This window comes from Flavobacterium xizangense (genome assembly GCF_054075145.1).
In genome coordinates, this window is sequence record NZ_JBSIPG010000010.1 from 146,211 (window position 1) to 172,898 (window position 26,688).

Sequence of the window (26,688 nt, forward strand, 5' to 3'; positions counted from 1 at the left end):
TATTCCATTAATTACTTATAAAGCTTTTTATAGTTTTTTCTAGTCCTTGTTGTGCTGTATTTGGAAGTTTTTCGATTCCAATAGCTGATTTAATTTTTTTATTCGAAACGCGATAATTTTCAGTAAGTTTTTGAATTGTTTCTGAATTCAATGGTAGTTTTATCAGATCCCCAACCATGGCAATAGTGCTAATTAGAACTTTGGGAACTGCAATTAGCCTCTTTTTTTTATTTAATACTGATGATATTATACCAACCAAATCGTTTGTTGATAAAACTTCATCATCAGAAAAATTGTAAATGCCAGAAGGGATTTCTTTTTTCTCAAGAATTTCTCTAATTAAAAAATTAAGATTATCAATACCTAAAAATGATCTTTCGTTATAAAAAGATGCCAAAGGATACGGAATTCCTTTTTTCACTAAATTAAAAAGTAAATTTAGATTTCCCTTATTTCCAGGGCCATGAATCATACAAGGTCTTATTATAAAAACTCTTTTTCCGTTTGGAATCTCTTTTGATAATATATATTTTTCAGCTTGCCATTTAGACTGCCCATAAGGAGTTTTCGGGTTTCCATTTACATCTTCAGACAAAACTTCTTGAACTTTATCAGCGACTGCTTTTACACTGCTGAAATAGATAAAGTCTTTAATTTCGCCCTCTAAGAAAACATCAAATAAGTGTTTAGTCAATTCTGTATTAACTTTAAAATATTGAGAAGCATCAGAGTCATTCTTAGTATCATGAGCTTTTCCCGCAAGATGAATTAATGCTTCACCTTCGGAATCAATTTTGAAGTTTAAGTTTCTCAGAGAAATACAATCTACCTCATAAAAATTATCCCTTAAGTAGTTTGAAAGATTTGTTCCCACGAATCCCTTCTTACCTGTTATTATTACTCTATTCATTAAATGTTTTTCTTTTTAAATCATTTATAAGATTTAATTGTTCTTGAACAAAAAACGATCGAGAATAAATTTTCCTATTTAGCAAGCAATTTGAAGATAAAATTTTAATAGCACTTTCATTTTTATACAAATATTCAATCTTTTCAACAATTTCATCAATATCATTTTCCTTCGAAACTGATTTGATTAAATATCCATTAAAATTATCTTTCACTACATCAGAATTCCCTCTTTCATCTAACGTAATAACTGGCACGCCCATAGACAAAGCTTCTACTATACACACTGGCAATCCTTCTTTTTTACTTGGGAATAAAAAAACATCTGTAACGTTCAAATATTTTTCAACCTCTGAAGTGTAACCGATATTCACAATTTCTTTATTGTTTTTTAAAACAATCTCTTCATCTTCGGTTAGACCTGTTGGATGTATAGGATCTTTTCCTCCAAGTAACAATAAAACAAAGGTCTCCGGATATTTTTTACATAAATTTACAAAGCTATGATATACTAAATCAAAACCTTTGAATTCTACAAACCTACCTGTAAAAGTAATTACAAACTTGTTTTCTATTCCCAATTCCTTTATTATATTTTCTGTATCAACAAATTGAAAGTTGTTTCTATCAAATTTAGTGATATCACATCCTACTCCGCATGAGTTGTACTTGTAAGTTTTCTTTTTGAAGATGCTAGAAACCAAATCAAAATCTTTTTTATTTATAAGAAACACCTTGTCTAACCTCATAAAACAAAACATTTCTACAATAGTAAACATGATTTTTCTTAATCCTGAACTTGCATTCATTCCCAATCCATGGAAGGTTCCCCAGTATTCTATACTCTTACGTTTAAATAATATTACCGGAAAAATTCCAGTTGTAAAATGCGCATAAACCAAGTTAATTTTCAGCTTAGTAATTAGGTTAGTAATTTTAAAACCAGCTTTTACTAATTTCACTATAGAAGTAGATCTTGGAATGTCAATAAAGTGAAAGGTTAAATTATATTTCTTGTAATCAAATTTATCAATGATATGAATTACATTCGAAGGTGAGCAAACAACATGAATTTCATTATCCAAACTCAAAGCCACACTGATTTCTGATAAAAAATTATTAAAACTACCATAATCAGTGATAACAATCAAAATTTTCATTCTATAATTAATTTATTTGGTTAATTTGTTATACAAATTGATTTGTCTATCTATCATCAAATTAATATCAAAATGCTTTGCTCTCTCATAACCATCATCTGATTTTTTCTTAAAATACTCTGCATTACTAAAAAGTTTTTGTATTTTATTCGCCAAATCTATTTCATTGCCTTTCTCAAACAAAACGCCACCATTTCCTACAACATTTGCAAGCCCTAAAACATTCGAGGCAACTAGAGGTTTTCTTGAAGCCATCCCTTCAACAGCTGCAAGTCCAAACCCTTCCCAATGCGAACTTATTATTGAGATATCACATGTCTTCAATAGATTTGGAACATCGTTACGAACTCCTAGAAAAAAAACTCTATCTTGTAAATTTAGTTCGTTCACTAACTCTTCGCAATTCCTTTGCAAATTTCCGTCGCCAACAAGAATCAATTTAACATCAGAATTTAAGTATCTAAGTGATCTAATTACTGTTTTTTGATCTTTTTCAATTCTAAACCCTGCAATTTGTATTATTAATTTATCTGTTTCCTGTATATTTTTATTAATCAAATTTCTTGGTAAAGGAATCGCTTCATTAATTTTTTTTAGATTTATGCCATTAGTGATTACTTCAAATCTAGATTCTTTTAGATTTGTATGAGACATAAAAACATTTTTCACTTCTTCTGTTATACAAATTATAGTTGTGTAAAATGAATATATAAAACAATCTATTGGTTTAAAAAATTTATTTTTTAAACGTTTGTTTGATGTACTATGTTCTGTAAAAACTAATTTTACATTGGAAAAAGAAATAAACTTTGCTAATGCTGTCCAATATAATGCAGGAAATAAATGCACATGAATTAAATCATATTTCTTTAAGTAGGGAATAATTTTGAAAACATTTAAAGGAGAATAAATAGATCTATTTCCAAATGAATATATTGTACAACAATTTTGTTTTTCCAATTGCTCAAGATAAGGATATTTTTTATTACTCAATAAAAGTAAGTCTATATCAATTCCTTTCTTTCTTAACAATGGTAATGTTTCCAAAATTAATTTCTCTGCTCCACCTGTTATTAAATTATTAATAATTATTAATATTTTCATTCGTTTTTATTTGGATGTAATTTTATAATTCTAATGAATTTTATATTTTTATATCATAAAGTTTCAAGTTCTTTATACTTCCCATTTTACATTTGTCTTTATACAATTTATTGGGTTGCCAGCATACAAACAGTTTTCAGATTCTAATTTTTTACTTACGGTGGTGTTTGCTCCAATTATACTATTAGGAGGAATTATGGCTCCTTTTAAGATAAGACATCTACATCCGATCCAAGTATTCTCTCCAATTATTACGTCTTTAGGTTCATTAATTATGGAGTTATTACCATCTTTAATCTTATGAAAATCCGTATCCATAATTAATATATCCCAAGACAAAAGGCAATTATTTCCAAATTTAATCTTTGTAAAAACTACAATTGAGCTTTCAGCGCTTATAGTAAAATTATCACCTAAAATCAAAGTCCCTTTATTTGCTACATTTATCTTAGCACCATGTCCAATATTAGCAATTCCTTGAAAAATAACTTTCCCTGAAACTTGCCAAATTGTTCTTGAATTCTTCTTGTCAAAAATACCGACATCTCCAAATCCCAAATAAATCATACCTGTTTTTAAGGGAGCTTCTACTAGTACTTCACCAGAAGTTTTGCTTAAATAGACATTTCGTGATACAAAAACTGGAAACTTAATTGCATCATTAAATTTAAAATACTTAAAATTAAAAAATAAAGTATTGTAGTTTAACCGATATAAAAGCTTCAAAAAAGAAATCATATAAGTATTAATTAGATTTTAACACATCAAGAAACCACTTACTAATTATTCAAAAACAGATTTGTATGGAACATAAATTAAATAAGAAGCAGGGTCATTTAAAACAACAATATATTTAAAGGCTGAAAATATTACAAAAAAGAAAAAAAGAAAAAATCTTGCATTTGGTTTAGCTAAGTATAAGCTCATTGGTATTACAAGAATTTGAAAGATATCATAATATCTTGTGAATCTTAAAAAAACAATTCCTAAAGGGCTGAATATAATAAACAAAACAATTCCAAAAAGCATGAGATTTAGTGTTTTAAATAGTAACGAGTCATAATCTTTATTACTCACGATTACATAAATCGGTACTATAACAAGTATAAATCTATTTACTAATCCTCTTATTAATAAGAAAATTGGATCTCCCATATTCATAGTTGCCTCTTCAGGAGACATATCCGTATAAGTTAATACTTTATAAGCCGCTGAAGCACTAAAAATAGATGCGATTTCATTAATTTTTGATAATCCAAAATATAATACTGTTACTGAGATGATTGTATACATTAATAATTTTTTATTCCATTTTATATTGTAAATCCAATATGCAGGAATAAATATTATTGCCGACTGATGAAACAACATTGCAACATATACCGTTAAGAGAAATAAATATAGAGATCTTTTTACTATAAAATAAAGTGAAAAAAATATCAATGCAATGGATAAATCTTGTCTGTAACCAAATCCACTAGAGTTAATGCTATATCCTAAAAGAAGTAAATATGAGAATACAGGATATGGCGAATAACGCTTTAAAGTCAAAGAAGTAAACAAGATAATAACAAAACCTGTTACGAAAAGAACTACTGTATAACTATCAAGAATTAATTTTGAAAACCTTACCAAACATTCAAATAGAATTTCAAACCCCGACTCACCAAAATTAAAATTATCCATATTTTCAAAATTTGAATAATAATTTTCCCAGTCAGTTCCTGTTTCCCAACGCAAACCAGCAAACATTAAAAAAACAAAACAAAAGATTATTAGCGAAATACCTTTAACAGTCTTATTTCTTGAAACTATATCAATTAAAGTAAAAAAAATACAAGCAAATAAAATAAAAAAATAAGGAATCATAATTGATCTATAAATTTATATTTCAGATTATTGACCGAAATACTTTCCTTCATTTCATTAATAGCACTTATATAGTATCCAAAATCAAAAGTCTTATCTATAAGATTTGATTTTACAAAATTTGACATTTCAACAGAATTTGAAAATTTCTCACCAATTCGTCCATAATGATCAAAGTAATAATTTACAAAATCATTTTCTAATGTAAGAATAGGTATTTCCCATTTCATACAATCAAAAAAAGCACCACTGGGAGTAGCCTTATAATAATCATCATTTATAAAAGAAATCACAAAATCTAACTTTTTTATCTCATTTTCAAATTCAACTTTTGACAGAATTTCACTATAAAATGAAAATAAATTTAAATATTCCGTTTTAATATCAAAATTTACTTTTCCAACAATTTTTATCTGTATTTTATTAGTTAACAATTCCTCCTTTAAACTCTCAATGAATACAAAAAAATCTTTTACATTCTTAGTCTTATCAAATCTCCCTACAAAACCTAATACATATGGTGGTTTTTCTCTTGATAAAAGACGTTGGTTTTCATTATACAGATAAGGTTGATCTATACTAATTAATCTCTTCTTTTTGTTGAAAAGAAATAATAAATTAGCTTTTATTGATTCCCCAAATATTATATAGTCAATAGCATCTTTTCTTTTAAATACAAACTTGGATAATCTATAGTAATATTTAGTTTTTCCAATCTTTGTTCCATCGATAAAAGCTTCCATTTGCCCATGCAAACAGATAAAAATCTCTCTTTGAAAAAATTCATTTAGAAAAGAAAGAAAGATATGAGCAATTGGCATTATTCCCAGAAAAAAAAATTTATCTCGTTTTGAAGATTTGAGATATAACCGTATAATTTTATAAATTAAAATTAATTCATTTATTAAAAAAAAAAATGGAGTATAATTAAAAACTTTTGAATCTACAATATTCCATTTATCCAAGTTTGTTAGTTCTTGAATCGCATTCGAATGTCTTTTATCGGCAATAAAAGTATAGTTATTACTTTCAAAAACACTCTCTATTAAAACAAGAAACCCTGCATTAATTTCCGAATGGGGTATAGAATTCATGTTCGGTTCAATAATAATTATATTGTCAACTTTATCCCCCATTTTAAAAATTATTTCTTATATGATACAATTTAATCATTAGATAATTCTTAATAATTATTAATTCCGACACATCTAAAAGTATATTATCTATAATAGCCTTAAAATCACTGAAATTTATTTTATATGATATTGAAGCAATCTGGACAGACAGCCAATGCAGAATATCTTTATCTTGAATTATGATTTTATTTTTAGCTAAGGTATTTTTAAGCCAGTAACAATATTTAATGCTTGCTTGAATCTTATTATGATTTACAGTATCGTTAACTCTCGACATTGAAATATTACTTCCACTTGATCTCCAGCTCACAATTGCTGGTATGCATTTAATTTTTTTTGCATCTATCGAATAAGTTAACCAGCTGGCATCATCGGATGCCCAAGCTAAAGGAAACTCAATAAATTTATTTCTTGTATACAACTCTCTTGAAAAGATATATTCAACAGCAAAACTTCTAAACCCATTACATTTGATTCTATTTGAGATAAATTCTTTACTATCTAAAAATTCTTTATAAGCATTTTTTTTATCGAACTTTTTAAATATTTTTTCATTCTTCTCATTAATTATTTCTGTTTGAAACTTATAAAATTCATTTTGATCATCAAGAAATTCATAGAATTTTTCAACACAACCATTACTAACAAGATCATCGTCTGAAAATAGCCAAATCCATTTTTCACTGCTTAAATCGACACATCTCTCCCATTGTTTTATTAAAGATATTGCGCCTAAATTATCCTCGAATTTATGATAAACAATATCAAGTTTACCTTCAAACTTATTAACTATAGATTCAATATCATATGGACTATTATCATTACCAATATAAATTGTAAAATTTTTATTAGTCTGGTTCAAAAAAGATTCCAAAGTTTGCTCTAAATAATTCGATTTATATGCTGGAATTATTACAGCTATTTTGTTCTTATCCATCTTAAAAAATTTTATTCACTAATGAGATTATTACAAAAATCATAATGCCTTTTTGACTAAAAGATTAATATCAGCACAAATCTTTTTTAATGAAAAATTATTATATGCAAAATCTTGCACTTTATTACAACTTTCTTCCATCAAAGCTGGATTATCAGCAACCTTAAGCATTAATTCCGTCAATTTTTTACTGTCTCCCGATTCAAATAGCAAACCATATTTTTGATTGTCGGTAATATCATGTGCTGAACTAAAATTAGTAGTTATTAAAAAACATCCTTTAGAAATTGCCTCCACTAGAACAATACCAAAAGATTCCCATGGAGAAGTAAGTACAAAAATTTTCGCCTTCTTATACTTTTGTTCAAGCAAATTTCTATCCGAAATATTTCCAACAAATGTAACTCTAGAGATTAGATTTGGATTCTCACTAAAATAATTTTCTATATAGGAATTAAAACCCTCCTCTATAGGACCAATTAATTCAAGTTTCCAATCCAAGTTTTGAGTGGCAAAATCTTTAAATCCTTCTAATAACAATTCATTATTCTTTTGAAAATTTCCAATTCTTCCAACAGTTATTATTAAATTTTCCTTGTCCTTAAAATCGATATTTTCTCTCTCTTTACTATGATAAAACCCATTTGGAATATATGCTACCTTTTTCCCTAATATGTTGTTTCTATTCATATAGTGAGTCATCTTTTTAGTTTCTACACTCAGAATATTAACATGCTTTAAAACTAACTTGACTTTTTTACTAAATCCTTTGCTCACTTCTCTTTCATCAATGTCTAGTTTGACATACGTAGCTGATTTAGTAAAAGTAATAGTTTTTAACAATTTAAATAAAATTAAATAAATTATAGTTTCTTTCGAAATGTGATAACATTGTAAAACATCATATTTTCTGAAATTTTTTAAAATAAATAAACAAACATTGAGAATTTCAAACTTAGAAATTTGAGAAATAAAAACTTGCTTTAACCCTTTTACGTCAGTATTCATATAAGGATATTCGCCGTTTTTATAACTTGCTATAGTTGAATCATAATCAAAATCTTTATGAAGGATATAAGGAATCATACCGACGTCCTTAATTAAATGTACATTCTCTGATTTGACAAATAGCGTTAAAAACCTTGGCATCGTTTTTTAAATTTTATGTATAGATATTCTAGCTGTTTTTTTTCTTCTAAATTAAATAATATTACAAGCATTAATATTAACGACATCATTAATACGCCATTAATAAAAACGGTCATGAAATCGTTAATTCTATAATCAAAAAATAAGTTTATAGAAGTACCAAATATGGCACAAAAAATTATTAAAATTATATATTTCAAAAGAATATAAATAATCCTTTTATCTTTAAATGGGAAATATAAAGACATTACTAAACCAACTGCTAAATGAGAAATCATAAGAGAAATTGGAAATATATATATCCCTACTGATTTGACTAAAGTAAAATTTAACAAAACACTAAAAATCTGAGCTATAACTCCCCAAAAAGCATATATTTTACTTTGATTAGATGACAATAGTGCCATTCCGAAAATTAGATAAATAAAAATGGAAAATGATGACCAACTATAAAACATTGTTAAGTTAGAAATTTGACTTAACATATCAACTGGAATTTTTCCTTTATCAAAAAAAATATTAATTATAGATCTGGATGATGATGAAAACAAGGCGATGACAAATGACAAAAAAATAATACCTAATTGAAAAATCTGTTTAAAATTTAAAACAAATTCTTTAGGATTTTTTTCTATAAATTTTGAAGATAAAACAGGAACCAACATAGTCACTAAAACACTTGTCACAACACTTGTTAATATATCTGTAAATTTCCTCGAATAATCAAGTGCTGAGACATTTCCCTCTCCAATACTAGCTACCAAAGTTTTCTCAATAATAGCAGAAATTTGACCACAAAAATAGGGAAAGAAAAAAGGCAAAGCAAAAAGAAAAAAAATCTTAAAGTCATTAAATCGAACTTTATTATAATCCTTAAAAATAGGTATCTTCAACTTATTTATTTGAAGAATTAACAGAACCAAAAGAATAACAATTCCTACATAATAAGAAACAACTAATGAATAAATTCCAATATGTGGTACTAAAACAATTAATAAAAATAAGTTTAGAATTGCTGATGCAAATCCCGCAATTTCGGGAATAAAAAATGAGTCATATGCATTTAGTATACTCGTCCCAAGAGCTGTAAGCTGTGTTATAAGCAAGATTGGCGCTGCCACAAAAATCATTTTAGCTAATTTTTCACTTTGGCCAACTGAAAAATTTGGAGCAATAATGTTCGCGAAAAATTTAGGAAAGCAGCAAACAATTAAAATTAAAAAGAAAGAAATAATAAATGTAAAAAAAAGAAGAGACTTTGTGCTGTCCAATGCTTTAACCTCTCCTACTTCGCCTCTTAAAAAAATAAATTTTGAACGAAATGTTTCATTGACTGGCCCCCATAAGGCGGTATCTAAAAAAAGTATAACAGATATTGCTAATAACCAAACATCTTTTTCGACACTTACTCCAAAATATTTTGCTGTTAGCGATAAGTTTACAATACCTATAAGCAACTTTATTATCCTTAACAAAAATAATAGGCTAGTATTCTTTTTCAATCTTTATTATTTACTTATTAAAAATCAAGTTTTCACACATTGAAATAATTTTTATCTATTTTTTTGCCAAATCCATGAAAGGCTTTTCAATAAACTTATATCCTAAAAAACTAAAAAAAACAAGAAAAGGAGTTATCAAAAAAACAACTAGACAAAATTCTACAGGAGAAAAAATTTTAAGTCTTTCAAACCCAAAAACAAAATAAAATACTACAAAAAGAATTATACCATGTATCAAATATGTACTATAACAAACTTCGCCTAACAATTTTAAAATGGGGCTACGCAAAATTCCAAATATTGTATTACCTGCCGCGATTAATATAAAAATAATTATAATTATTGCTTTACAGACCAAATTATCAGCATCTTTAAACTGCCCCACTAAAATAAAACAGCCTAAAATTACATAACTAAATAAATTATTACTTAAATCTAATTTTAACGGTTTTGATTTTACAACATAAGCAGCAATGGCACCACCCAAAAAAGAAAGAAAGTGTTCAATATGTAATGCATTTGTTAAAAAATAAGCTACAATAAAAAGTAGACTAATAAGAAGCACAAAAAATGACGGCCTTTTTTTTAAAATAAAAATTGATAATATTGGTAACGAAAAATAAAAAAACCATTCATATGGTAAAGACCATACAACACCAGCATTAATTTTATTTGTGAAATCAAAACCATTAATACTAGTATTGCGAAAAACAGTAAAAGTTGCCCACATTAAAATCTGTCCCAAAAACTTAAAAATTCCAACTTTCAATTCCCAATTACAAATAATCATTACAATAACTGCAATTATAAATACCGAAAAATAATACATTGGAACTAATCTATAAAATCTTGATTTAAAAAAAGATTTCCAGTTATAATCTTTTCCATATATATTTAAAAGCTTTGAAACAAATAAAAAACTTGTAATCATAAAAAAAAAGGCAACACCGGAAGATCCTAACTGTGTGTAGAAATTAGATTTTGGAGAAGACCAGGTACCTTCCTGAATATATGTATGCCATATACTTGAATGATGCACGAACACACCTAAGGCCAAAAAACCTCTTAGACCATCTATACTTTCTGATCTTGACGAGGCAAAACTTACTTTGTACTTTAAATTAATTAGGTATGCCGTTGCAAAAGCTATCAAAAACACGCAAATTGCAAATATTGGATTTAAGGGATTTATAATATTATTCAACAACTATCTATTTAATACAATTTTTATTTAATTATAAAGGTCTCTAAATTTTATCATCCCAGATCTTTCCATATCAAAAATAATAAAGAACATTATTAAGGGAGTTATTTTGCTAATAATGTTATCAATCTTTTAAATACTAAAAACAATGTAGCAACACATGTAAATAAAATTGCCCCTAATATCATTCCTTTAGTCTTAGTAAAAGATTCTTTTGCTAATGGCAAAATTGGTCGATCAATAACTTGAATCAATGGTGTTTCTTTACGTAAAGTAACTTTAGCTAATTCAGCTTGCTTAACTAATTCCGTTAAAATTGCAGTATTTGCCTGAACATCGACCTGTCTTCTTGCTGATGGAGCTCTACGAACATTAAGTGCTGGGTTTAAATTAAATGTGTTATCATTTGCAATGGCAACACCAGTAATAGCAGCATTAAGTTCACCCCGAATGGAATCAACTTGATGTTCCAAAATTGACATATTCATTCTGGCTTTTTTACTTTTTGTTTCGACATAAAACTCTCCAACTTGTTTTGCCAGAGCTTCGCAAAAAAATTTCGCAAATAATTCATTGGTAGAACGAACATCCATAGTTATAATCGAAACTTTTTTATCCTTTTGGGAAACAGATAAACTTGACTTAGACAAAGCATCGTACATTACCCCTAGAATACTATCCTGAACTCTTGTAAAGTTTTTACGGTCGGCATTTGGCAAAAATTGAATATTACTTAAAGAAGCTTTATCATTCCACCCTTTACGCCAATTATTATTCTGAATATACATTTCTGCGATAGAGATTTTTTTTCCGTTTAACTTTATGGGAGACAACAATGTCTTTTCTACCATTGCCCTTGATTTAAATAACTCAGCTAAGTTAGAACCAGTAAATATTCCTCCTCCGCTTCCCCCGACATCTAAACCAAAAGAGCTGGCCAAGCCTAATGCGCCACTTAAACCTCCTCCTGATTTCTCATCCTCTAATGCAAATGATAATGATGCTGTATATATAGGCTTTTTAACCAATGAATATGTCAGCCCCAATACAGATCCTATGATCCCTACTAATAAAATGATCTTCCATTGTGAAAGTAAATAAACAATCCACTCTTTGGCTTTTATAATTAAATCTTTTAACGAAATTTCGTCGTTTTCAATAGTCTTTTTATCCATTAAAATTTTATTTAAAAGCAGTGACAATTAATAATGCTAAACTAGTTAGCACACTACCAATACTTACCCATTCTCCTGTACTCATCCTCTTAGTCTCTGGTTTTTCAGGAACTACAATTTGAGAATCTGGCTCAACTGTTGGATAAGATCTAAAAAATAAAAATGATTGTGTTACAGCAGCTTTTCCATTAGGATAAATGATATAAGCTTTTTTCTTCCATCCTTTACTATCTGCTCCGCCAACTGCATTTATATAATATTTAAATCCTTTCCCGCTTCGGTATGGAATTTCAGAAGTCAACAATACATTACCTGTAACTTTAACTCCTTCATTATAAACAGCTACTTCAATTTCATCACCAGGAAATAACGTTACATTTGAATAGTGGTTTTTATCCTTAACGATTTTTTCCCAGTTAACAGGAATTGTCGCGTATTTTAAATCTTCTTTTAGTTTTTTTGTTAATTTTTCTTTTAGCGTATCGTTTTTAGACAAATTCAAATCAATACTTTCAATTTTTTCGATCTGTTCTTCTTTAATTGGTCTCTTAATTTTCATTCCATCAAGGTTAGCGATAGATGTTAATCCACCAGCTCTCATAACCACATTATACACAGTTTCTTTTTTATTAGCTAAAACGTATTTCCCCGGATATCCTACTGCTCCAGAAACAGTAACCATTTGGGGCTTTTCATAGACAGCCATTTTACGAATATTGATTACATCAAAAGGTTTTAGAATAAAATTTTTCACCTGTTCGTTGTTATCTGCGGTAATTTCTAGCTCAATTAATTCAACACGTTTTGGGTCTGCATCATCTATTATATCAGACTTTACCATTCTGGCAATTTCAACTCTTTTTGAAGCTGAACCGGTAAGCCCTCCAACTTGAACAACTAAATCATTTAAAGTCAAATTTTCAAAATACTCATACTCACCTGGATTTTTAACTTCTCCATCAATTGTCACCTTATATTCTTCTCTAAAATCCAAAATTGAATAAACAGTAATCATGTCTTCTCTTTTTAATTCGATATCAGCATTTAGGTCGCCTGACAAAGCACTAGCCAAATCAACATTTACAATTTCAGTAGTTAAATCTGTTTTTAAACGAATGATTCGTGCTCTTTTTGTATAAGCATCTTCTTTAAGTCCTTCAGCTCTCGTAATAAGATCTGAAATTCGCATTCCTTCATTATAAGAATAATAATCTGGTCTAAAGACAGCACCTTCAATTTTAATACGGTTTTCAAAACGATTTAAAATTTTAGTTACTCTAAAAACATCTCCTGATTGAGGTGTATAAGTATTATATTCACTTTCATTAATATCGTGAACTTTAAATTCTTTTCCTGTTTTTTGCAAAACATTTACAGACGCTGTATAAGCAAACTCGTTGAAACCAGAAGCAAAATTTAATAAATCAGAGAATTTTTCTCCATTTTTCATTTCAAAAATTCCTGGACGTTTTACTTCTCCTTCCACAACTACTCTTTGGCTATAAGCTGGAATTCGAATTACATCATTGTCTTTTAAACTAACGTTATCAGATTGATCTCCTTTAACTAAAAATCTATAGATGTCAATATTTCGATATACCTTATTATTTCTAATTAATTCAATATTTCTATAACTGCCATTTTTTCCAGGTCCACCAGCTAAATGTAGTGCATTATAAACTGTGGCTAAAGATGATATAGAATAATTTCCTGGTTGCTTTCCTCCAACTATTGTAACTTTAATAGTACGGATTCGACTTAGACTAACACTAACCTGTGATTGTCCTGATCTTACTGTACTATAAACACGAGCAATTGATCCTTTTATTTTTTGAGTCGCAGCCTCAATTGACATTCCTGATACTGCAATTTGTCCAACATAATCTATAGTTATTTTTCCTTCAACACTCACAGGAATACTTGCATTATACTCTTGAACTCCATAAACACTAACTTGTAATTCATCACCAGGTCCCAAAACATAATTCATTGGGGTTGCCAATTTTAAATCGGGCTCAAAATTTAATGTAGGATTATCAAATAATTCAGAACCAAAGATTAATGCATTGACAGAATCCTTAACTTTATCGTTTTTAATTTTTTCCTGTTTTCTGCCAAATTCAGAATCTTTATCTGTCTTTTTTTCCTTACTTTCTTTTTCAGAATTTTTACCAGAATCTTTAGATTGTCTCTTTTCGTATTCAGTAAGTTTAATTCTCAATTTATTAAACTCCGTTTGACTCATCCCTTTTGATAATGCCATCGGCTCAACTTGATCAAGGGTAGTATTATTGCTTTTTAATTGAGCACTAATTTTTGCCAAATCATCATCTGCTAAATAATCGACTTGTACCGTACTTAAATCTTTAGATTTCAATAAATCTTGCGCATGTATATTAAAAGACATGGTCACAATAAATATTAGGGTAAGAACGTAAGTTATTTTTTTCATATTAAATTATAATTTAAACTTAAAATTACTGTTTAAAAAAGTTTAAGAATATTGTTTTTTATAATAATCTTTATAAGCACCTGAAGTGACATTTTTCAACCATTCTTCATTATTTAAATACCAATCAATAGTTCTTTCTAAGCCTTCTTCAAAAGTTACGGATGGTTTCCATCCTAATTCCCTATTAATTTTTGATGCATCTATTGCATAACGCAAATCGTGTCCCGGTCTATCCTTTACATAAGTAATAAGTCCTTCAGAAGTACCATTTTCACGACCTAGTTTTTCATCCATAATCTGGCACAACAACTTAACTAAATCAATATTTTTCCATTCATTAAATCCACCAATATTATAGGTTTCATGATTTTTACCCTCATGAAAAACTAAATCTATGGCGATAGCATGATCTTCAACGAAAAGCCAATCACGGGTATAATTTCCATCCCCATATACCGGCAATGGCTTATTATTAATAATGTTATTTATAAAAAGAGGGATCAATTTTTCTGGAAAATGGTAAGAGCCATAATTATTCGAACAATTTGTTAGTACGTAAGGTAAGCCATATGTTTCGCCATAAGCTCTTACAAAATGATCTGAACTTGCTTTTGAGGCTGAATAAGGAGAATTGGGATCATAAGGTGTTGTTTCTGTAAACAAGCCTTCCGCCCCTAACGAACCATAAACTTCATCAGTGCTAATATGATAAAATCTCTTTCCATCAAAATTATCTTTCCATTGATTTTTTGCTGCATTTAACAAATTCATTGTCCCAATAACATTGGTTTTAACGAATGCTAATGGATCTTCAATAGAACGGTCTACGTGAGATTCTGCAGCTAAATGCAAAACTCCATCAAAATTATTTGAAGAAAAAAGTTCATTTATAAAATTTTCATCAACTATATCGCCTTTTACAAAAGTATAATTCGGTTGGTTTTCAATATCTTTAATATTTTCTAAATTTCCAGCATAAGTCAATGCATCTAAATTAAAAATTTGATATTCAGGATATTTATTTACAAAACGTCTAACAACATGTGACCCAATAAAACCAGCACCACCAGTGATAAGAATTTTTTTCATTTTAATTAATTTAATAATTCAGAATTTTGCTTTTCTAGCTCGCTATAAATATCTTTTACATCTTGCGAATTTTCTTTTTGCAAAATTAAATTAGCAGAATCTGTGTGAACAAATATTGTATTTTTTAATCCAAGGAAAGTTGTATGCTTATCAGAACCAATAACCATATTTCCATTTTGATCCGTTGGATGCCCTTTAGAAACTAAATAATCATAAACTGATTCAAATGACCCTAAATCTGACCAAGAAAATGAAGCTGGTACAACTTTAATTTTTTTACTGCGTTCCATTACAGCATAATCTATACTAATCGATGGGATTTCTAAAGATAAATCCAAATCTAAAAATCCTTCTTTACTTGCTTCCCAAACTGCTTTAGATTTTTCATAAACATCGGGTTGAAATTGCTTCAATTCATCCAAAAGAACTCCCGCTTTAAAACAAAACATTCCACTGTTCCATAAAAAATTTCCTCTAGCAATAAATTCTTTTGCTGTGGTTTCGTTTGGTTTTTCGCGAAATGAGATTACTTTGTCTCCTTTCGATTCTATATAACCATATCCAGTTTCTGGTTTGGTTGGAATAACCCCAAACGTAACTATAAACCCATCATTAGCTTTTGAAACTGCTTCCTCAATAGCCCCATTATAATTATCCATCAAATCTATGATATGGTCTGAAGGCGTAACTATCAATATATCTTCAGGGTCAGAAGCAAATGCAGCAAATGCAATTGCGGCTGCAGTATTTCGAGGTGTTGCTTCAACAATATTGATATATGAAGTCAAAGTTTTCTCCATTACTTTTCCGCTCAAATGATGATTATCGACATTGCCAACAACCATTACTTTGTCAGCTAAATGGCTGTTACGGTCAACTGTCATTTCAAACAAAGATTTGCCTTCAAATATCTCTAAATATTGTTTTGGCTGGCTTTTACGTGAAAGTGGCCATAATCTGCTGCCTACTCCTCCCGTTAAAATTACATGCGTTATTGTTTTTTTTGCACTCATTCTTTTTCTAAATAAAAAAAGAATCTCAGCCACTATAGTCTATTATCAGCTATAGCACCTAAAACTCCTTTTACATCGTATAATAAACTATTCTCTTTTTGTAATTCTGAAAAATTCAATTGTAAAAATTCTTTATGAGAAACCCCTAGAACAATTGCATCAAATGTATCATTTGGAATAGTGTCAATCGTTATTAAATTATATTCTTTTTTTACATCATTTGCATTAGCCAACGGATCAAATATTGTTACTGAAATACCATATTCTGTTAGTGCTTTCACAACATCAACAATTTTAGTATTCCTGACATCTGGACAATTTTCTTTAAAAGTTATTCCCAACATTAAGAGACTGGCTCCATTAACAGAAATGCCTTTTTTGATCATTAATTTAACTACCTGCGATGCAATATATTCGCCCATGCTATCATTTAAACGTCTTCCAGCCAAAATTATTTCAGGATGATATCCAAATTCTTGAGCTCTTTGCGCTAAATAATAAGGATCAACACCAATGCAATGCCCTCCAACCAAACCAGGTTTAAAAGGCAAGAAATTCCATTTTGTAGCGGCCGCCGCTAATACTTCCTGAGTATCAATATTCATTAAATTAAATATCTTAGCAAGCTCATTCACAAAAGCGATATTTATGTCTCTCTGTGAATTTTCAATAACTTTAGCTGCTTCAGCAACTTTTATTGTTGGTGCTAAATGTGTTCCAGCAGTAATAACAGATTTATACAAAGCATCGACTTTTAATCCAATTTCTGGTGTTGAGCCAGAGGTAACTTTTAAAATTTTCTCTACTGTATGTTCTTTATCTCCTGGATTAATTCTTTCGGGAGAATATCCTGCATAAAAATCTATATTAAATTTGAGTCCCGAAATTTTTTCTAAAACAGGTACACATTGTTCTTCTGTTACACCTGGGTAAACGGTAGATTCATAAATAACGATATCGCCTTTTTTTAAAACCTTTCCAACAGATTCACTTGATTTGTATAACGGAGTTAAATCAGGACGGTTATTTCTATCAACTGGAGTTGGGACAGTAATAATAAAATAAGTGCAATCTGCGATATTTTCAAGAGTACTTGTACAAAACAATCCTATTTCTGAAGTTGGTTTGTCAACTAATACTTTTTGCAAATCATTCTGATCAACCTCTAAAGTGGAGTCTATCCCAGATTTTAAACTTGAAACTCTCGTTTCATTAATATCAAAGCCTACAACTGGATATTTTGTAGCAAACAATCTTGCCAAAGGGAGACCAACATAACCCAAACCTATAACAGCTATTTTTATGTCTTCGTTCATTTAAAAAATATTAGCTTTATTCATAACAACACATGGCTTCGCCGTTCCAAGTCCCATTAATATGCTTGGTTTACTAAAAAAAGTATAATCTCGGCAAATATAGCACATTCAATCAATTTATTCAATACGGTTTCCCATAATACAAACAAAACAAAAAATAAGAAAATTTTTAAATACGCCAACTCGTTATCTATCAGCCTGTAAAAAAATACACTATAAAAAAAACAGAAAATAAAACCTCAAATCTGAACTTTTTTATTTTCTGTTTTTGTTTTTTTTAACTAAAATTATTTATATTTTATCTTGAGAACACAACCCAAAGACTCTAATACTAAAATATAATGCGTTTTTGAAACTTCCTGGACAATTGCATCTTGATTAGTAAAGGCTCCCGATTCTAATTTTATTCTATCACCTACTTGAATTGAAGATACCGAGATGTCACTGACATTTGTAGCTTTTAGACTTGATTTAATTATATTAATCTCCTCATCTCTAACAATTGCCGGCTTCCCCAACCAAAACAAATATCTTACAACTCCTGGAACATTAAAAACGGAATTTCTATCAATTTCAGAAAGCTGTACAAATACATAGGAATTAAAAAGAGGAACTTCAACTTTTTTCTTCCTGTCAGACCATTGTTTTACCTGCGTAATCAAGGGACAATAGCATTCAACACCAATTTGCGTAAGTTTCTCTGCTACTTTTTTCTCCCATTTAGGCTTTGTATAAATGACATACCAATTCATAACACTAATTTATTGAAATAAAATATCTAACACCATCTCCATTATTAACTTAATACTAAATTTCACTTCAATATCAATTGTAATTAAGAACCTATTCCTCTATAAATAAATCCAATTGATTCAAGTTCTTTTGCATTCAATATGTTTCTTCCATCAAACAAAAAAGCAGGCTTATGCATAGAATCATATATTTTTTGCCAATCATACCCAACAAATTCATCCCATTCTGTTAGGATTGAAATCGCATGTGCACCTTTACAAGCCTCATAAGGATCTTCAAATACCACTAAAGCCTTATTATTTTCTTCACTTGATCTTGTTTGTAAATAATCCAAATCATTTAACATCTTGCTTTCTGATACTTTAGGATCGTATACCGAGATACATGCTTGCTCATTAATCAAATCGTCAGCAACGTAAATTGCAGCTGATTCACGAGTATCATTTGTATCTTTTTTGAAGGCCCAACCCAAAAATGTTATTTTCTTATCAGCAACAGTGTTGTATAAAGTCTGAACTATTTTATTAGAAAATCTTCTTTTCTGATGATCATTCATTATGATTACCTGTTCCCAATAATCAGCTACTTCATTTAATCCATATGATTTCGCAATATAAACCAAATTTAATATGTCTTTTTGAAAACAAGAACCTCCAAATCCGACGGAAGCTTTTAAAAACTTTGGCCCAATTCGACTATCCATTCCAATCGCTTTTGCAACTTCACTTACATCAGCTCCAGTTTTTTCACATAATTCAGACATCGCATTTATTGAAGAAATTCTTTGTGCTAAAAATGCATTTGCCGTAAGTTTCGACAATTCTGAAGACCAAACATTTGTTGTTAAAATTTTATTTTTATCGACCCAGTTAGCATAAACATCAACTAAAGCATTTATTGCCAATTCACCTTCAGGAGTCGTATCTCCACCTATTAAAATTCTGTCTGGATTTAACAAATCTGTTACGGCAGTTCCTTCTGCCAAAAACTCTGGATTAGACAAAATCTGAAACTGCACACCATTTCCTGTATTATCTAAGATACTTTTTATAGCTTCAGCTGTTCTTACAGGCAAAGTAGATTTTTCGACAACTATCTTGTTTTCCTTTGCTACTTTTGCAATTTGTCTGGCGCACAATTCAATATATTTTAGATCAGCTGCCATCCCCTTTCCTTTTCCATAGGTTTTTGTTGGCGTATTAACTGATATAAAAATCACCTGAGCTTCATCAATTGCTTTTTCAACATCTGTCGAAAAGAAAAGGTTTCTTCCTCTAGCTTCGGCTACAATTTCAGACAAGCCTGGCTCATAAATTGGAATATTATTAGTATCTGGATCATTCCATTCTTTGATTCTTTGTTCGTTCAAATCGACAACCGTCACTTGAATATTTGGACATTTTTGAGCAATCACTGCCATAGTTGGACCTCCAACATAACCTGCACCTATGCAACAAATTTTTGTAACTTTCATTTATTATACTATTAACTTAGTCTATTTTTATTTTAAATTATTCCAATACCAGCTTACTGCTTCCTTCAAACCATCTTGTAAAGAATATTTTGGATCATAACCTAGCATACTTTTAGCCTTATCAATACTTGCTAAAGAATGCGGAATGTCGCCTGTTCTATTTTCGCCATAGATAATTTTGACATCAGCAATTTTCGAATCAAATTCTGAAAGATATTCTTTTAAATATTCTACCAAATCATTTAATGTATTTCGCTCACCAAATGCGGTATTGTAAACTGTATTTATAGCTTCAGGGTTTTGGCTTTTCATTGCCAATTCATTCATCTGAATTACATTTTCTATATATGTAAAATCTCTTGAATAATTCCCATCACCATTTATAATTGGACTTTCATGTTTCATTAATTGCATAACAAACTTTGGAATCACCGCAGCATAAGCTCCTTGAGGATCTTGTCGCCTTCCAAAAACATTGAAATAACGCAAGCCTATAGTTTCTAAATTATACGTTCTACTAAAAATATCCGCATACAATTCGTTAACATACTTTGTAATGGCATATGGAGATAATGGCTTACCTATTACATTCTCAACTTTTGGCAGTCCGACAGAATCTCCGTATGTTGACGAACTTGCAGCATATACAAAACGTTTAACTTTTTCGTCTCTCGAAGCAACGAGCATATTCAGAAATCCCGAAACATTTACATCATTTGTGGTAATGGGATCATTTATCGATCTCGGAACAGAACCTAAAGCTGCTTGGTGCAAAACATAATCAACCCCTTTCACAGCTAAAATACAATCTGCTAAATTGCGAATATCACCTTCTATTAATTCAAAATTTGAATCTTCAATAAAACTATCCAAATTATGGCGATATCCAGTTGAAAAATTATCTAGACAAACTACTTTATCGCCAAGTGTCAAAAAATATTCACACAAATTTGAGCCAATAAATCCTGCGCCGCCTGTAATTAAAATAGTCCTTTGAATTGATGTTTCCATTTGAATCAAATTTATTTTTTCAATTTTTTCAGAAAAGTTTTTATTGATTTCTCCTTTTTTTCCTCATCCAGATATCCGTTAGAATAATCTCCATAACCATATCCATAACCATAAGCTGAACCATATTTTGCTTTGTTTTCATATCCATTGAAAACGATACTTGCATTACTTAGCTCACCTCTTTTTACTCTGGTATTCAACAACGTTATCATATCCTTTTTAGTATAATTCTGTCTCACGATATACAAAGTTACGTCTGAATATTGAGATAATTCCAATGCATCTGAAACCAAGCCAACAGGAGGTGTATCCAAAATGATATAATCGTATTTGTTTTTTAATTCTTCAATTAATTCCCTCATAGCTTCACTCAAAATCAACTCTGACGGGTTTGGAGGAATTGGCCCAGAAAGAATAACATCAAGATTTGGAACTTCTGTAGAATTCGTAATTTCATCCAGACTATTTTGCCTAATTAAGTAATTGACAACTCCTGCCTGAGTAGTTAATTTAAACTCATCTGCTAGTCTTGGTTTTCTTAAATCCAAACCTACAATAACCGTTTTCTTTTCACTTAAAGCAAAAACTGTTGCAATATTTATAGAACAAAATGTTTTTCCTTCACCACTTATTGATGAAGTTATCATTAAAGTCTTTGAACCGTTTACTTGCTGTTTTTTATATAAAAATTGTAACGAAGATCGAATTGCTCTAAAAGCTTCAGAAAGTGCCGATTTAGGTTTATCAAAAACTGCAAGATTAACTCCTTCTTTATTTACACCGATTACCCCAATTATTGGTATTTGACTCAACTTTGTAAGTTCCTCAGTATTTTGAATAGAATTATTAATAAAAAAAATCGTCAAAACAACTAACAAGGGAATCAGTATTCCTAAAAACAGAGCCAATATATAATTAACAGAAGTTTTGGGACCTACCAAAGCTCCACTTATTTCCTTGGCGGGATCAATAAAATGAATGTCAGATAGGTTAGATGCTTTTACAATTTCAGCTTCATTTCTTTTTTGCAAAAACGTCGTATAGATATTGTCGTTTAAATCGTACTTTCTTTGAATTTTCAATAATTCTTGTTGCTCTTCGGGCAGCCTCTTAATCGTATTTTCTGCTTCTCCAATTTTAGCATTGACTAATGACAAATCATATAACAATGATGATTTCGCAGAAGCAATATTTTCGAGCAAAACGCTTTTTATAGCTTCCATCTGATTATCGAAATCCTTAAAAATCTTATCGCTTTTTACAGCATAAGCCATTTCTGATCTTTGTGTTGAGAGTGCAATTAGCTTAGAAATATTTGCAACGATATTAGGATCATCAATTCCTGCAACTGATGGAGCTGGCAATCTCGAATAATCAACACTACTATTCAAATATGCTTTCAGCGAATTATAATAGGTGATTTTCCTCGTAACCTGATCTTTTTGAACATCAAAATTCGTTATTTTATCAGAGAACTTGGCTCCGCCACCTTCTATTTCATAGATGTTTTTATCTTTTCTAAACGATTTTAACTCATTTCCAGTTTGCTTTAATTGTGACTCCATAGCAACTAGAGTACTGTCAATAAATTTAATTGTATTGTTCGCAAATTGATTTTTTCCATCCAATTGAATTTTGATCAACATTTTTACTGTTGAATTAAGATACTCAACAAGTCTCGCCTTGTTTGTGCCCTGCATTCCCAAAGTTAAAATTGAACCACCCTTATCATCAGAACCTACACTTATGCCTTTATAACGCGAAACTGTTCCGTCAAAATCATTGAATTTAACAAAATACTCATTTCCTGTATACAAACCCGGATTATCATTAATTTGTAATTTCCAATTTAAAAAAGGCAAAGAAACGCGTTCACCCACTTTGTATTTTTTTACAAATTCTATAGGCTGAACCGCTGTTTTAGAATATGCATTTTCAGCATAATTAATCAATGAAACTGAGTTACTCTCAAAAGGAATACGTATCTCATATACATTTGCACTGATAAATTTAATTTTTATTAAAGTATTAGCAAGCTGTCCTCTGGATTTATCGATATCAACATAAAAAGGCACACTACCATAAGAATCAATTAAATTGTATTCACCCATGGTTAGGTAATCAATATAATATTGAAGCTTATTAACTACTAACTCATTATGAGATCTTGACTGTAAGATTGTTGTTATTCCGTTTACCTGATCTGAAATTCCTCCCCAATTAAAAACTAAACTTGTATTTGAGGTAAAAAAAGGATTGCTTTCTTCTTTTATAGAAATCAAAGTCTGCATTCCATAAATTTTTTCTTTTCGAATATTTATTTGATATGCAATAGTAAGCGCAATAATTAAACTCACTAGAAACCATTTCCAATAGCTTAAAATTTTCAGCAACAAACCTTTAAAATCAAAACTTGAATGATTTTCAAAAATCGACAAATCCTTTATATCTAACATTTCCGAGCCTAATTTTTAGTTTTGATTCTTATTTTATAATTAAATACACTGTTGTTGCCAGTGACAATAAAGTAATAATGGTACCTATTGATTGTATCCCTGTTTGCCCAGTTCCCCATGTTTTTTGTCTCAATGGTTTGACATAAATATAATCATTGGGTTGTAAATAATAATAAGGAGATTTCATGACGTTTATGTCAGTGAGGTCAATCTCGTTCATTTGAACTCCGGTGGGTGTTTGTCGAATTATGGTCACAGATTTTCTATCTCCTACTGTATTAATATCTCCTGCATTTGCAACAGCTTCCATAATATTTACATGCTCTTGGAACAATGTTTTTGTTCCTGTACTTCCAACCTCTCCGTTTATTGTATATCTAAAGCCTGCTAATTTTACTGTTACAAATATATTGGCATCTGTTTTAAAATATTCTTCAAGCAATTTTTTCTCAATTATAACCCGAACTTCTTCCAGAGTATAACCAATAACATTTATCTCACCTAAAATTGGGATTCTGATATTCCCATGATCATCAACTCTAAATCCATCAAAATACAAGGCTGACTCAGATCTTCCAGCTGTTAGAGATGCACTCTCTGTTTTATTAAAAATTGCAACTAATTTAGGGTCTATGGCTTTTAAATTAATACTTAAAACATCATTAACCTGAAGTCTGTAAGGCTTAGATTCAACTGCTGTAACAGTATTTGAGTCTTCAGAAGAATTTTTATCCTGCAGATATACTAAATCTTTTATAGGAATACATGAAGTAAAAAGCATACTAATCAGCGCCAGGATATAGAAACTATTTTTTGTCATTGTTAAAATTTTATCGCAAATATAGCTTTTCCATTAATCTTCGGGAAATCTATATTCCATTTGGGGTTTTATTTAATTGTTTTTGAATGTTTTTTCAAATGGAACGCGATGCAAAATACTTCTACCAAGAGTAACTTCATCGGCATATTCCAATTCATCTCCTACTGATATTCCTCTTGCAATCGTAGAAATTATAATTTGAGATTCTGCAATTTGTTTATAGATATAAAAATTGGTCGTATCTCCTTCCATGGTTGAACTCAGAGCAAAAATGATTTCAACAACTTTACCAGATCTGACTTTTTCGACCAAGCTTGAAATATTCAACTGACTTGGACCAACACCTTCAATTGGAGAAATTTTTCCTCCCAATACATGATATATACCTTTATACTGACCTGTATTTTCAATAGCCATAACATCACGAATATCTTCAACAACACAAATAGTCTGATGATTTCTGGATGAATTCGCACATATTTCACACACTTTTGTATCTGAAATATTATGGCAGTTTTCACAAAACTTAATATCCTCACGCATATTTAAAAGCGCTTGAGACAAAAAGCCTGTTTGCTCCTTTGGCTGTTTGAGCAAATGAAGAACTAATCGCAGAGCTGTACGTTTACCAATACCAGGCAATTGCGACATTTCATTAACCGCTTTCTCTATTAATTTTGATGAAAATTCCATGACGACAAAAGTAACATTTTTAACCGTATCAGCACCTTTGAAGCAATTAAATTCAATTCTAAAAGAAATAAGGATTTATCTTATTCCTATCTGTCAATAAAAAACAAAACTTCCCAATACAATTGGAAAGTTTTTAAAAACGCTTTTTTTCGATTAATATTGGTTTGTAGCCAATAAAACTAATGTACAAGCAACTTCAACCTCAATATTATTTAATTCCAATAATTGATATAATTCAGGATTTTCTGTTCCGGGATTAAAAATTACCCTTTTAGGTTGTGCTTCAATAATATAGTTATAATAATCACGCTGACGTGCCGGATTTAGATATAAAGTTACCGTATCGATATTTTTGACAGGAATAGCTTTTGTATGAATTTTTACACCCGCGACTTCTCCAGTATTTTGACCAATTGCTAATACTGTGTGTCCTTTTTGAGTAAGCATATTTATAGCTCTAAATGCATAACGATCTGGTTTTGTCGTAGCGCCTAGAAGTAATGTCTTTTTATTTTTCATCTTTTTAATTTAAAGTGCAAAAGTAGTTAAAAAGAATGAGCTTAGTTTATCTTATCAATTCAGAATATTGACTCTAAAGAAATAATATCATAACTCAGTTTTAGCTATCAATATAAAAAAATAACTACTTTTACTTCACTAACCAAAACTTTATGGATTTATTCATTTACTTATTTGCTGCACTCTTTTCCGTTTTAAACCCAATTGGTACTGTGCCAATTTTTGTTGGATTAACACAGCACGATTCTCAAAAAGAACGTTCCAGAATTTCCCTATGGACCGCGATCAATGTTTTTATCATATTATTGGTTTCCTATTTTATTGGCCAATACGTCTTGACCTTCTTCGGAATTAGCATTGATGCACTTCGAATTGCAGGCGGAATTGTAATTGTGAATTCAGGTTTTTCGCTGCTTTCAGGAAAATTCAATAAAAAACGAGGAATCAATAAAAAAATCGAAACTGATGCACAGCAAAGAAACGACATTGCCTTGACGCCATTGGCAATACCAATGCTAGCCGGACCAGGATCAATTTCATTACTTATTGCTTTTTACCAAGAACATCATGAAATGAACGAAATCATCATTTCATGTCTTGCAATTTCAGCAATTGGTGTCAGCATTTTTGCCATTTTAAAAAGCGCACATTACCTTGCCCGCATACTAGGCGCATCCGGAATTGTTGCAATTTCCCGAATAGTTGGATTCATTGTAATTTCTATCGGAATTCAATATATCGTAAGTTCTATTGTAAATATTATTAAAGGAAATTTTTAATCTAAAAACTCTTTTAAATAAATAAAAAAGGGATAAACTTTAAACTTTATCCCTTTTTTATTTATTTAAAAACCTGTTTTTAATTCCTTGGCAAGAAAACTTCAGCCATCATGCAGCGTGCGCTTCCACCGCCACAAGCTTCAATTGTATCCAAGCTCGAACTTAAAA

Annotated in this window: 24 protein-coding genes; 1 reads left to right on the forward strand and 23 read right to left on the reverse strand. The window is 29.9% G+C overall.

Features of this window, described 5'->3' with window-relative positions; translation table 11 throughout:
- Positions 1–7: 7 nt before the first annotated feature.
- The 22 genes from ACWA1B_RS18590 to ACWA1B_RS18695 all read right to left on the reverse strand — a co-directional run bounded on the left by ACWA1B_RS18590 (position 8) and on the right by ACWA1B_RS18695 (position 25,741).
- A complete protein-coding gene (locus ACWA1B_RS18590; RefSeq protein ID WP_456909497.1) occupies positions 8–910 on the reverse strand; it encodes an NAD-dependent epimerase/dehydratase family protein in 903 nt (300 codons plus the stop codon).
- The gene (locus ACWA1B_RS18595; RefSeq protein ID WP_456909499.1) at positions 903–2,069 is read right to left on the reverse strand and encodes a glycosyltransferase; all 1,167 of its coding nucleotides are present in this window, start codon (positions 2,067–2,069) and stop codon (positions 903–905) included. The genes ACWA1B_RS18590 and ACWA1B_RS18595 overlap by 8 nt, the downstream gene beginning before the upstream one ends.
- A gap of 12 nt (positions 2,070–2,081) precedes the next feature.
- Positions 2,082–3,173 carry a glycosyltransferase family 4 protein gene (locus ACWA1B_RS18600; RefSeq protein WP_456909501.1) on the reverse strand — a complete coding sequence of 364 codons (1,092 nt, stop codon included), beginning with the start codon at positions 3,171–3,173 and terminating at the stop codon, positions 2,082–2,084.
- A gap of 72 nt (positions 3,174–3,245) precedes the next feature.
- Positions 3,246–3,911, reverse strand: a complete 666-nt coding sequence (locus ACWA1B_RS18605; protein WP_456909503.1) for an acyltransferase — start codon at positions 3,909–3,911, stop codon at positions 3,246–3,248.
- A 45-nt stretch (positions 3,912–3,956) separates the two neighbouring features.
- A complete protein-coding gene (locus ACWA1B_RS18610; RefSeq protein ID WP_456909505.1) occupies positions 3,957–5,042 on the reverse strand; it encodes an EpsG family protein in 1,086 nt (361 codons plus the stop codon).
- Positions 5,039–6,178 (reverse strand): hypothetical protein, encoded by a 1,140-nt coding sequence (locus tag ACWA1B_RS18615; RefSeq protein ID WP_456909507.1) that lies wholly within the window; start codon positions 6,176–6,178, stop codon positions 5,039–5,041. Before ACWA1B_RS18615 ends, ACWA1B_RS18610 begins: the two co-directional genes overlap by 4 nt.
- 1 nt (position 6,179) lies before the next feature.
- Positions 6,180–7,115: a glycosyltransferase family 2 protein gene (locus ACWA1B_RS18620; RefSeq protein ID WP_456909509.1), complete on the reverse strand. Its 936-nt coding sequence runs from the start codon at positions 7,113–7,115 to the stop codon at positions 6,180–6,182.
- A gap of 39 nt (positions 7,116–7,154) precedes the next feature.
- Positions 7,155–8,264 carry a glycosyltransferase family 4 protein gene (locus tag ACWA1B_RS18625; RefSeq protein ID WP_456909511.1) on the reverse strand — a complete coding sequence of 370 codons (1,110 nt, stop codon included), beginning with the start codon at positions 8,262–8,264 and terminating at the stop codon, positions 7,155–7,157.
- Entirely contained in the window at positions 8,249–9,766 is a 1,518-nt protein-coding gene (locus tag ACWA1B_RS18630) for a lipid II flippase MurJ (RefSeq protein ID WP_456909513.1), read from the reverse strand. The genes ACWA1B_RS18625 and ACWA1B_RS18630 overlap by 16 nt, the downstream gene beginning before the upstream one ends.
- 55 nt (positions 9,767–9,821) lie before the next feature.
- Positions 9,822–10,970 (reverse strand): acyltransferase family protein, encoded by a 1,149-nt coding sequence (locus ACWA1B_RS18635; RefSeq protein ID WP_456909515.1) that lies wholly within the window; start codon positions 10,968–10,970, stop codon positions 9,822–9,824.
- 104 nt (positions 10,971–11,074) lie between these two features.
- Positions 11,075–12,145, reverse strand: a complete 1,071-nt coding sequence (locus tag ACWA1B_RS18640; protein WP_456909517.1) for a Wzz/FepE/Etk N-terminal domain-containing protein — start codon at positions 12,143–12,145, stop codon at positions 11,075–11,077.
- 7 nt (positions 12,146–12,152) lie between these two features.
- Entirely contained in the window at positions 12,153–14,597 is a 2,445-nt protein-coding gene (locus ACWA1B_RS18645; protein ID WP_456909519.1) for an SLBB domain-containing protein, read from the reverse strand.
- A gap of 42 nt (positions 14,598–14,639) precedes the next feature.
- A complete protein-coding gene (gene rfbB, locus ACWA1B_RS18650) occupies positions 14,640–15,686 on the reverse strand; it encodes a dTDP-glucose 4,6-dehydratase (protein WP_456909521.1) in 1,047 nt (348 codons plus the stop codon).
- 5 nt (positions 15,687–15,691) lie between these two features.
- Positions 15,692–16,699, reverse strand: a complete 1,008-nt coding sequence (locus ACWA1B_RS18655; protein ID WP_456909523.1) for a mannose-1-phosphate guanylyltransferase — start codon at positions 16,697–16,699, stop codon at positions 15,692–15,694.
- 32 nt (positions 16,700–16,731) lie between these two features.
- Positions 16,732–18,015 carry a nucleotide sugar dehydrogenase gene (locus tag ACWA1B_RS18660; RefSeq protein WP_456909525.1) on the reverse strand — a complete coding sequence of 428 codons (1,284 nt, stop codon included), beginning with the start codon at positions 18,013–18,015 and terminating at the stop codon, positions 16,732–16,734.
- 287 nt (positions 18,016–18,302) lie between these two features.
- Positions 18,303–18,767 (reverse strand): UpxY family transcription antiterminator, encoded by a 465-nt coding sequence (locus ACWA1B_RS18665; RefSeq protein ID WP_456909527.1) that lies wholly within the window; start codon positions 18,765–18,767, stop codon positions 18,303–18,305.
- 83 nt (positions 18,768–18,850) lie between these two features.
- Entirely contained in the window at positions 18,851–20,242 is a 1,392-nt protein-coding gene (locus tag ACWA1B_RS18670) for a UDP-glucose 6-dehydrogenase (RefSeq protein WP_456909529.1), read from the reverse strand.
- A 27-nt stretch (positions 20,243–20,269) separates the two neighbouring features.
- Positions 20,270–21,253 carry an SDR family oxidoreductase gene (locus ACWA1B_RS18675; protein ID WP_456909531.1) on the reverse strand — a complete coding sequence of 328 codons (984 nt, stop codon included), beginning with the start codon at positions 21,251–21,253 and terminating at the stop codon, positions 20,270–20,272.
- 11 nt (positions 21,254–21,264) lie between these two features.
- Positions 21,265–23,709 carry a polysaccharide biosynthesis tyrosine autokinase gene (locus ACWA1B_RS18680; RefSeq protein WP_456909533.1) on the reverse strand — a complete coding sequence of 815 codons (2,445 nt, stop codon included), beginning with the start codon at positions 23,707–23,709 and terminating at the stop codon, positions 21,265–21,267.
- 28 nt (positions 23,710–23,737) lie between these two features.
- Positions 23,738–24,529 carry a polysaccharide biosynthesis/export family protein gene (locus tag ACWA1B_RS18685; RefSeq protein WP_456909535.1) on the reverse strand — a complete coding sequence of 264 codons (792 nt, stop codon included), beginning with the start codon at positions 24,527–24,529 and terminating at the stop codon, positions 23,738–23,740.
- Positions 24,530–24,601: 72 nt separating this feature from the next.
- Positions 24,602–25,222, reverse strand: coding sequence for a recombination mediator RecR (recR, locus tag ACWA1B_RS18690; RefSeq protein ID WP_456909537.1), 621 nt, complete (start codon positions 25,220–25,222; stop codon positions 24,602–24,604).
- A gap of 153 nt (positions 25,223–25,375) precedes the next feature.
- Positions 25,376–25,741, reverse strand: a complete 366-nt coding sequence (locus tag ACWA1B_RS18695; RefSeq protein WP_026727856.1) for a CoA-binding protein — start codon at positions 25,739–25,741, stop codon at positions 25,376–25,378.
- A 152-nt stretch (positions 25,742–25,893) separates the two neighbouring features.
- On the opposite strand from ACWA1B_RS18695, the gene ACWA1B_RS18700 reads away from it, so the two are divergent.
- Complete coding sequence (locus ACWA1B_RS18700; protein WP_456909540.1) at positions 25,894–26,520, forward strand: MarC family NAAT transporter; 627 nt, start codon at positions 25,894–25,896, stop codon at positions 26,518–26,520.
- Positions 26,521–26,599: 79 nt separating this feature from the next.
- Here ACWA1B_RS18700 and ACWA1B_RS18705 read toward each other — a convergent pair.
- A partial coding sequence (locus ACWA1B_RS18705) for an arginine deiminase-related protein (protein ID WP_456909544.1) occupies positions 26,600–26,688 on the reverse strand: 89 nt, incomplete at its 5' end.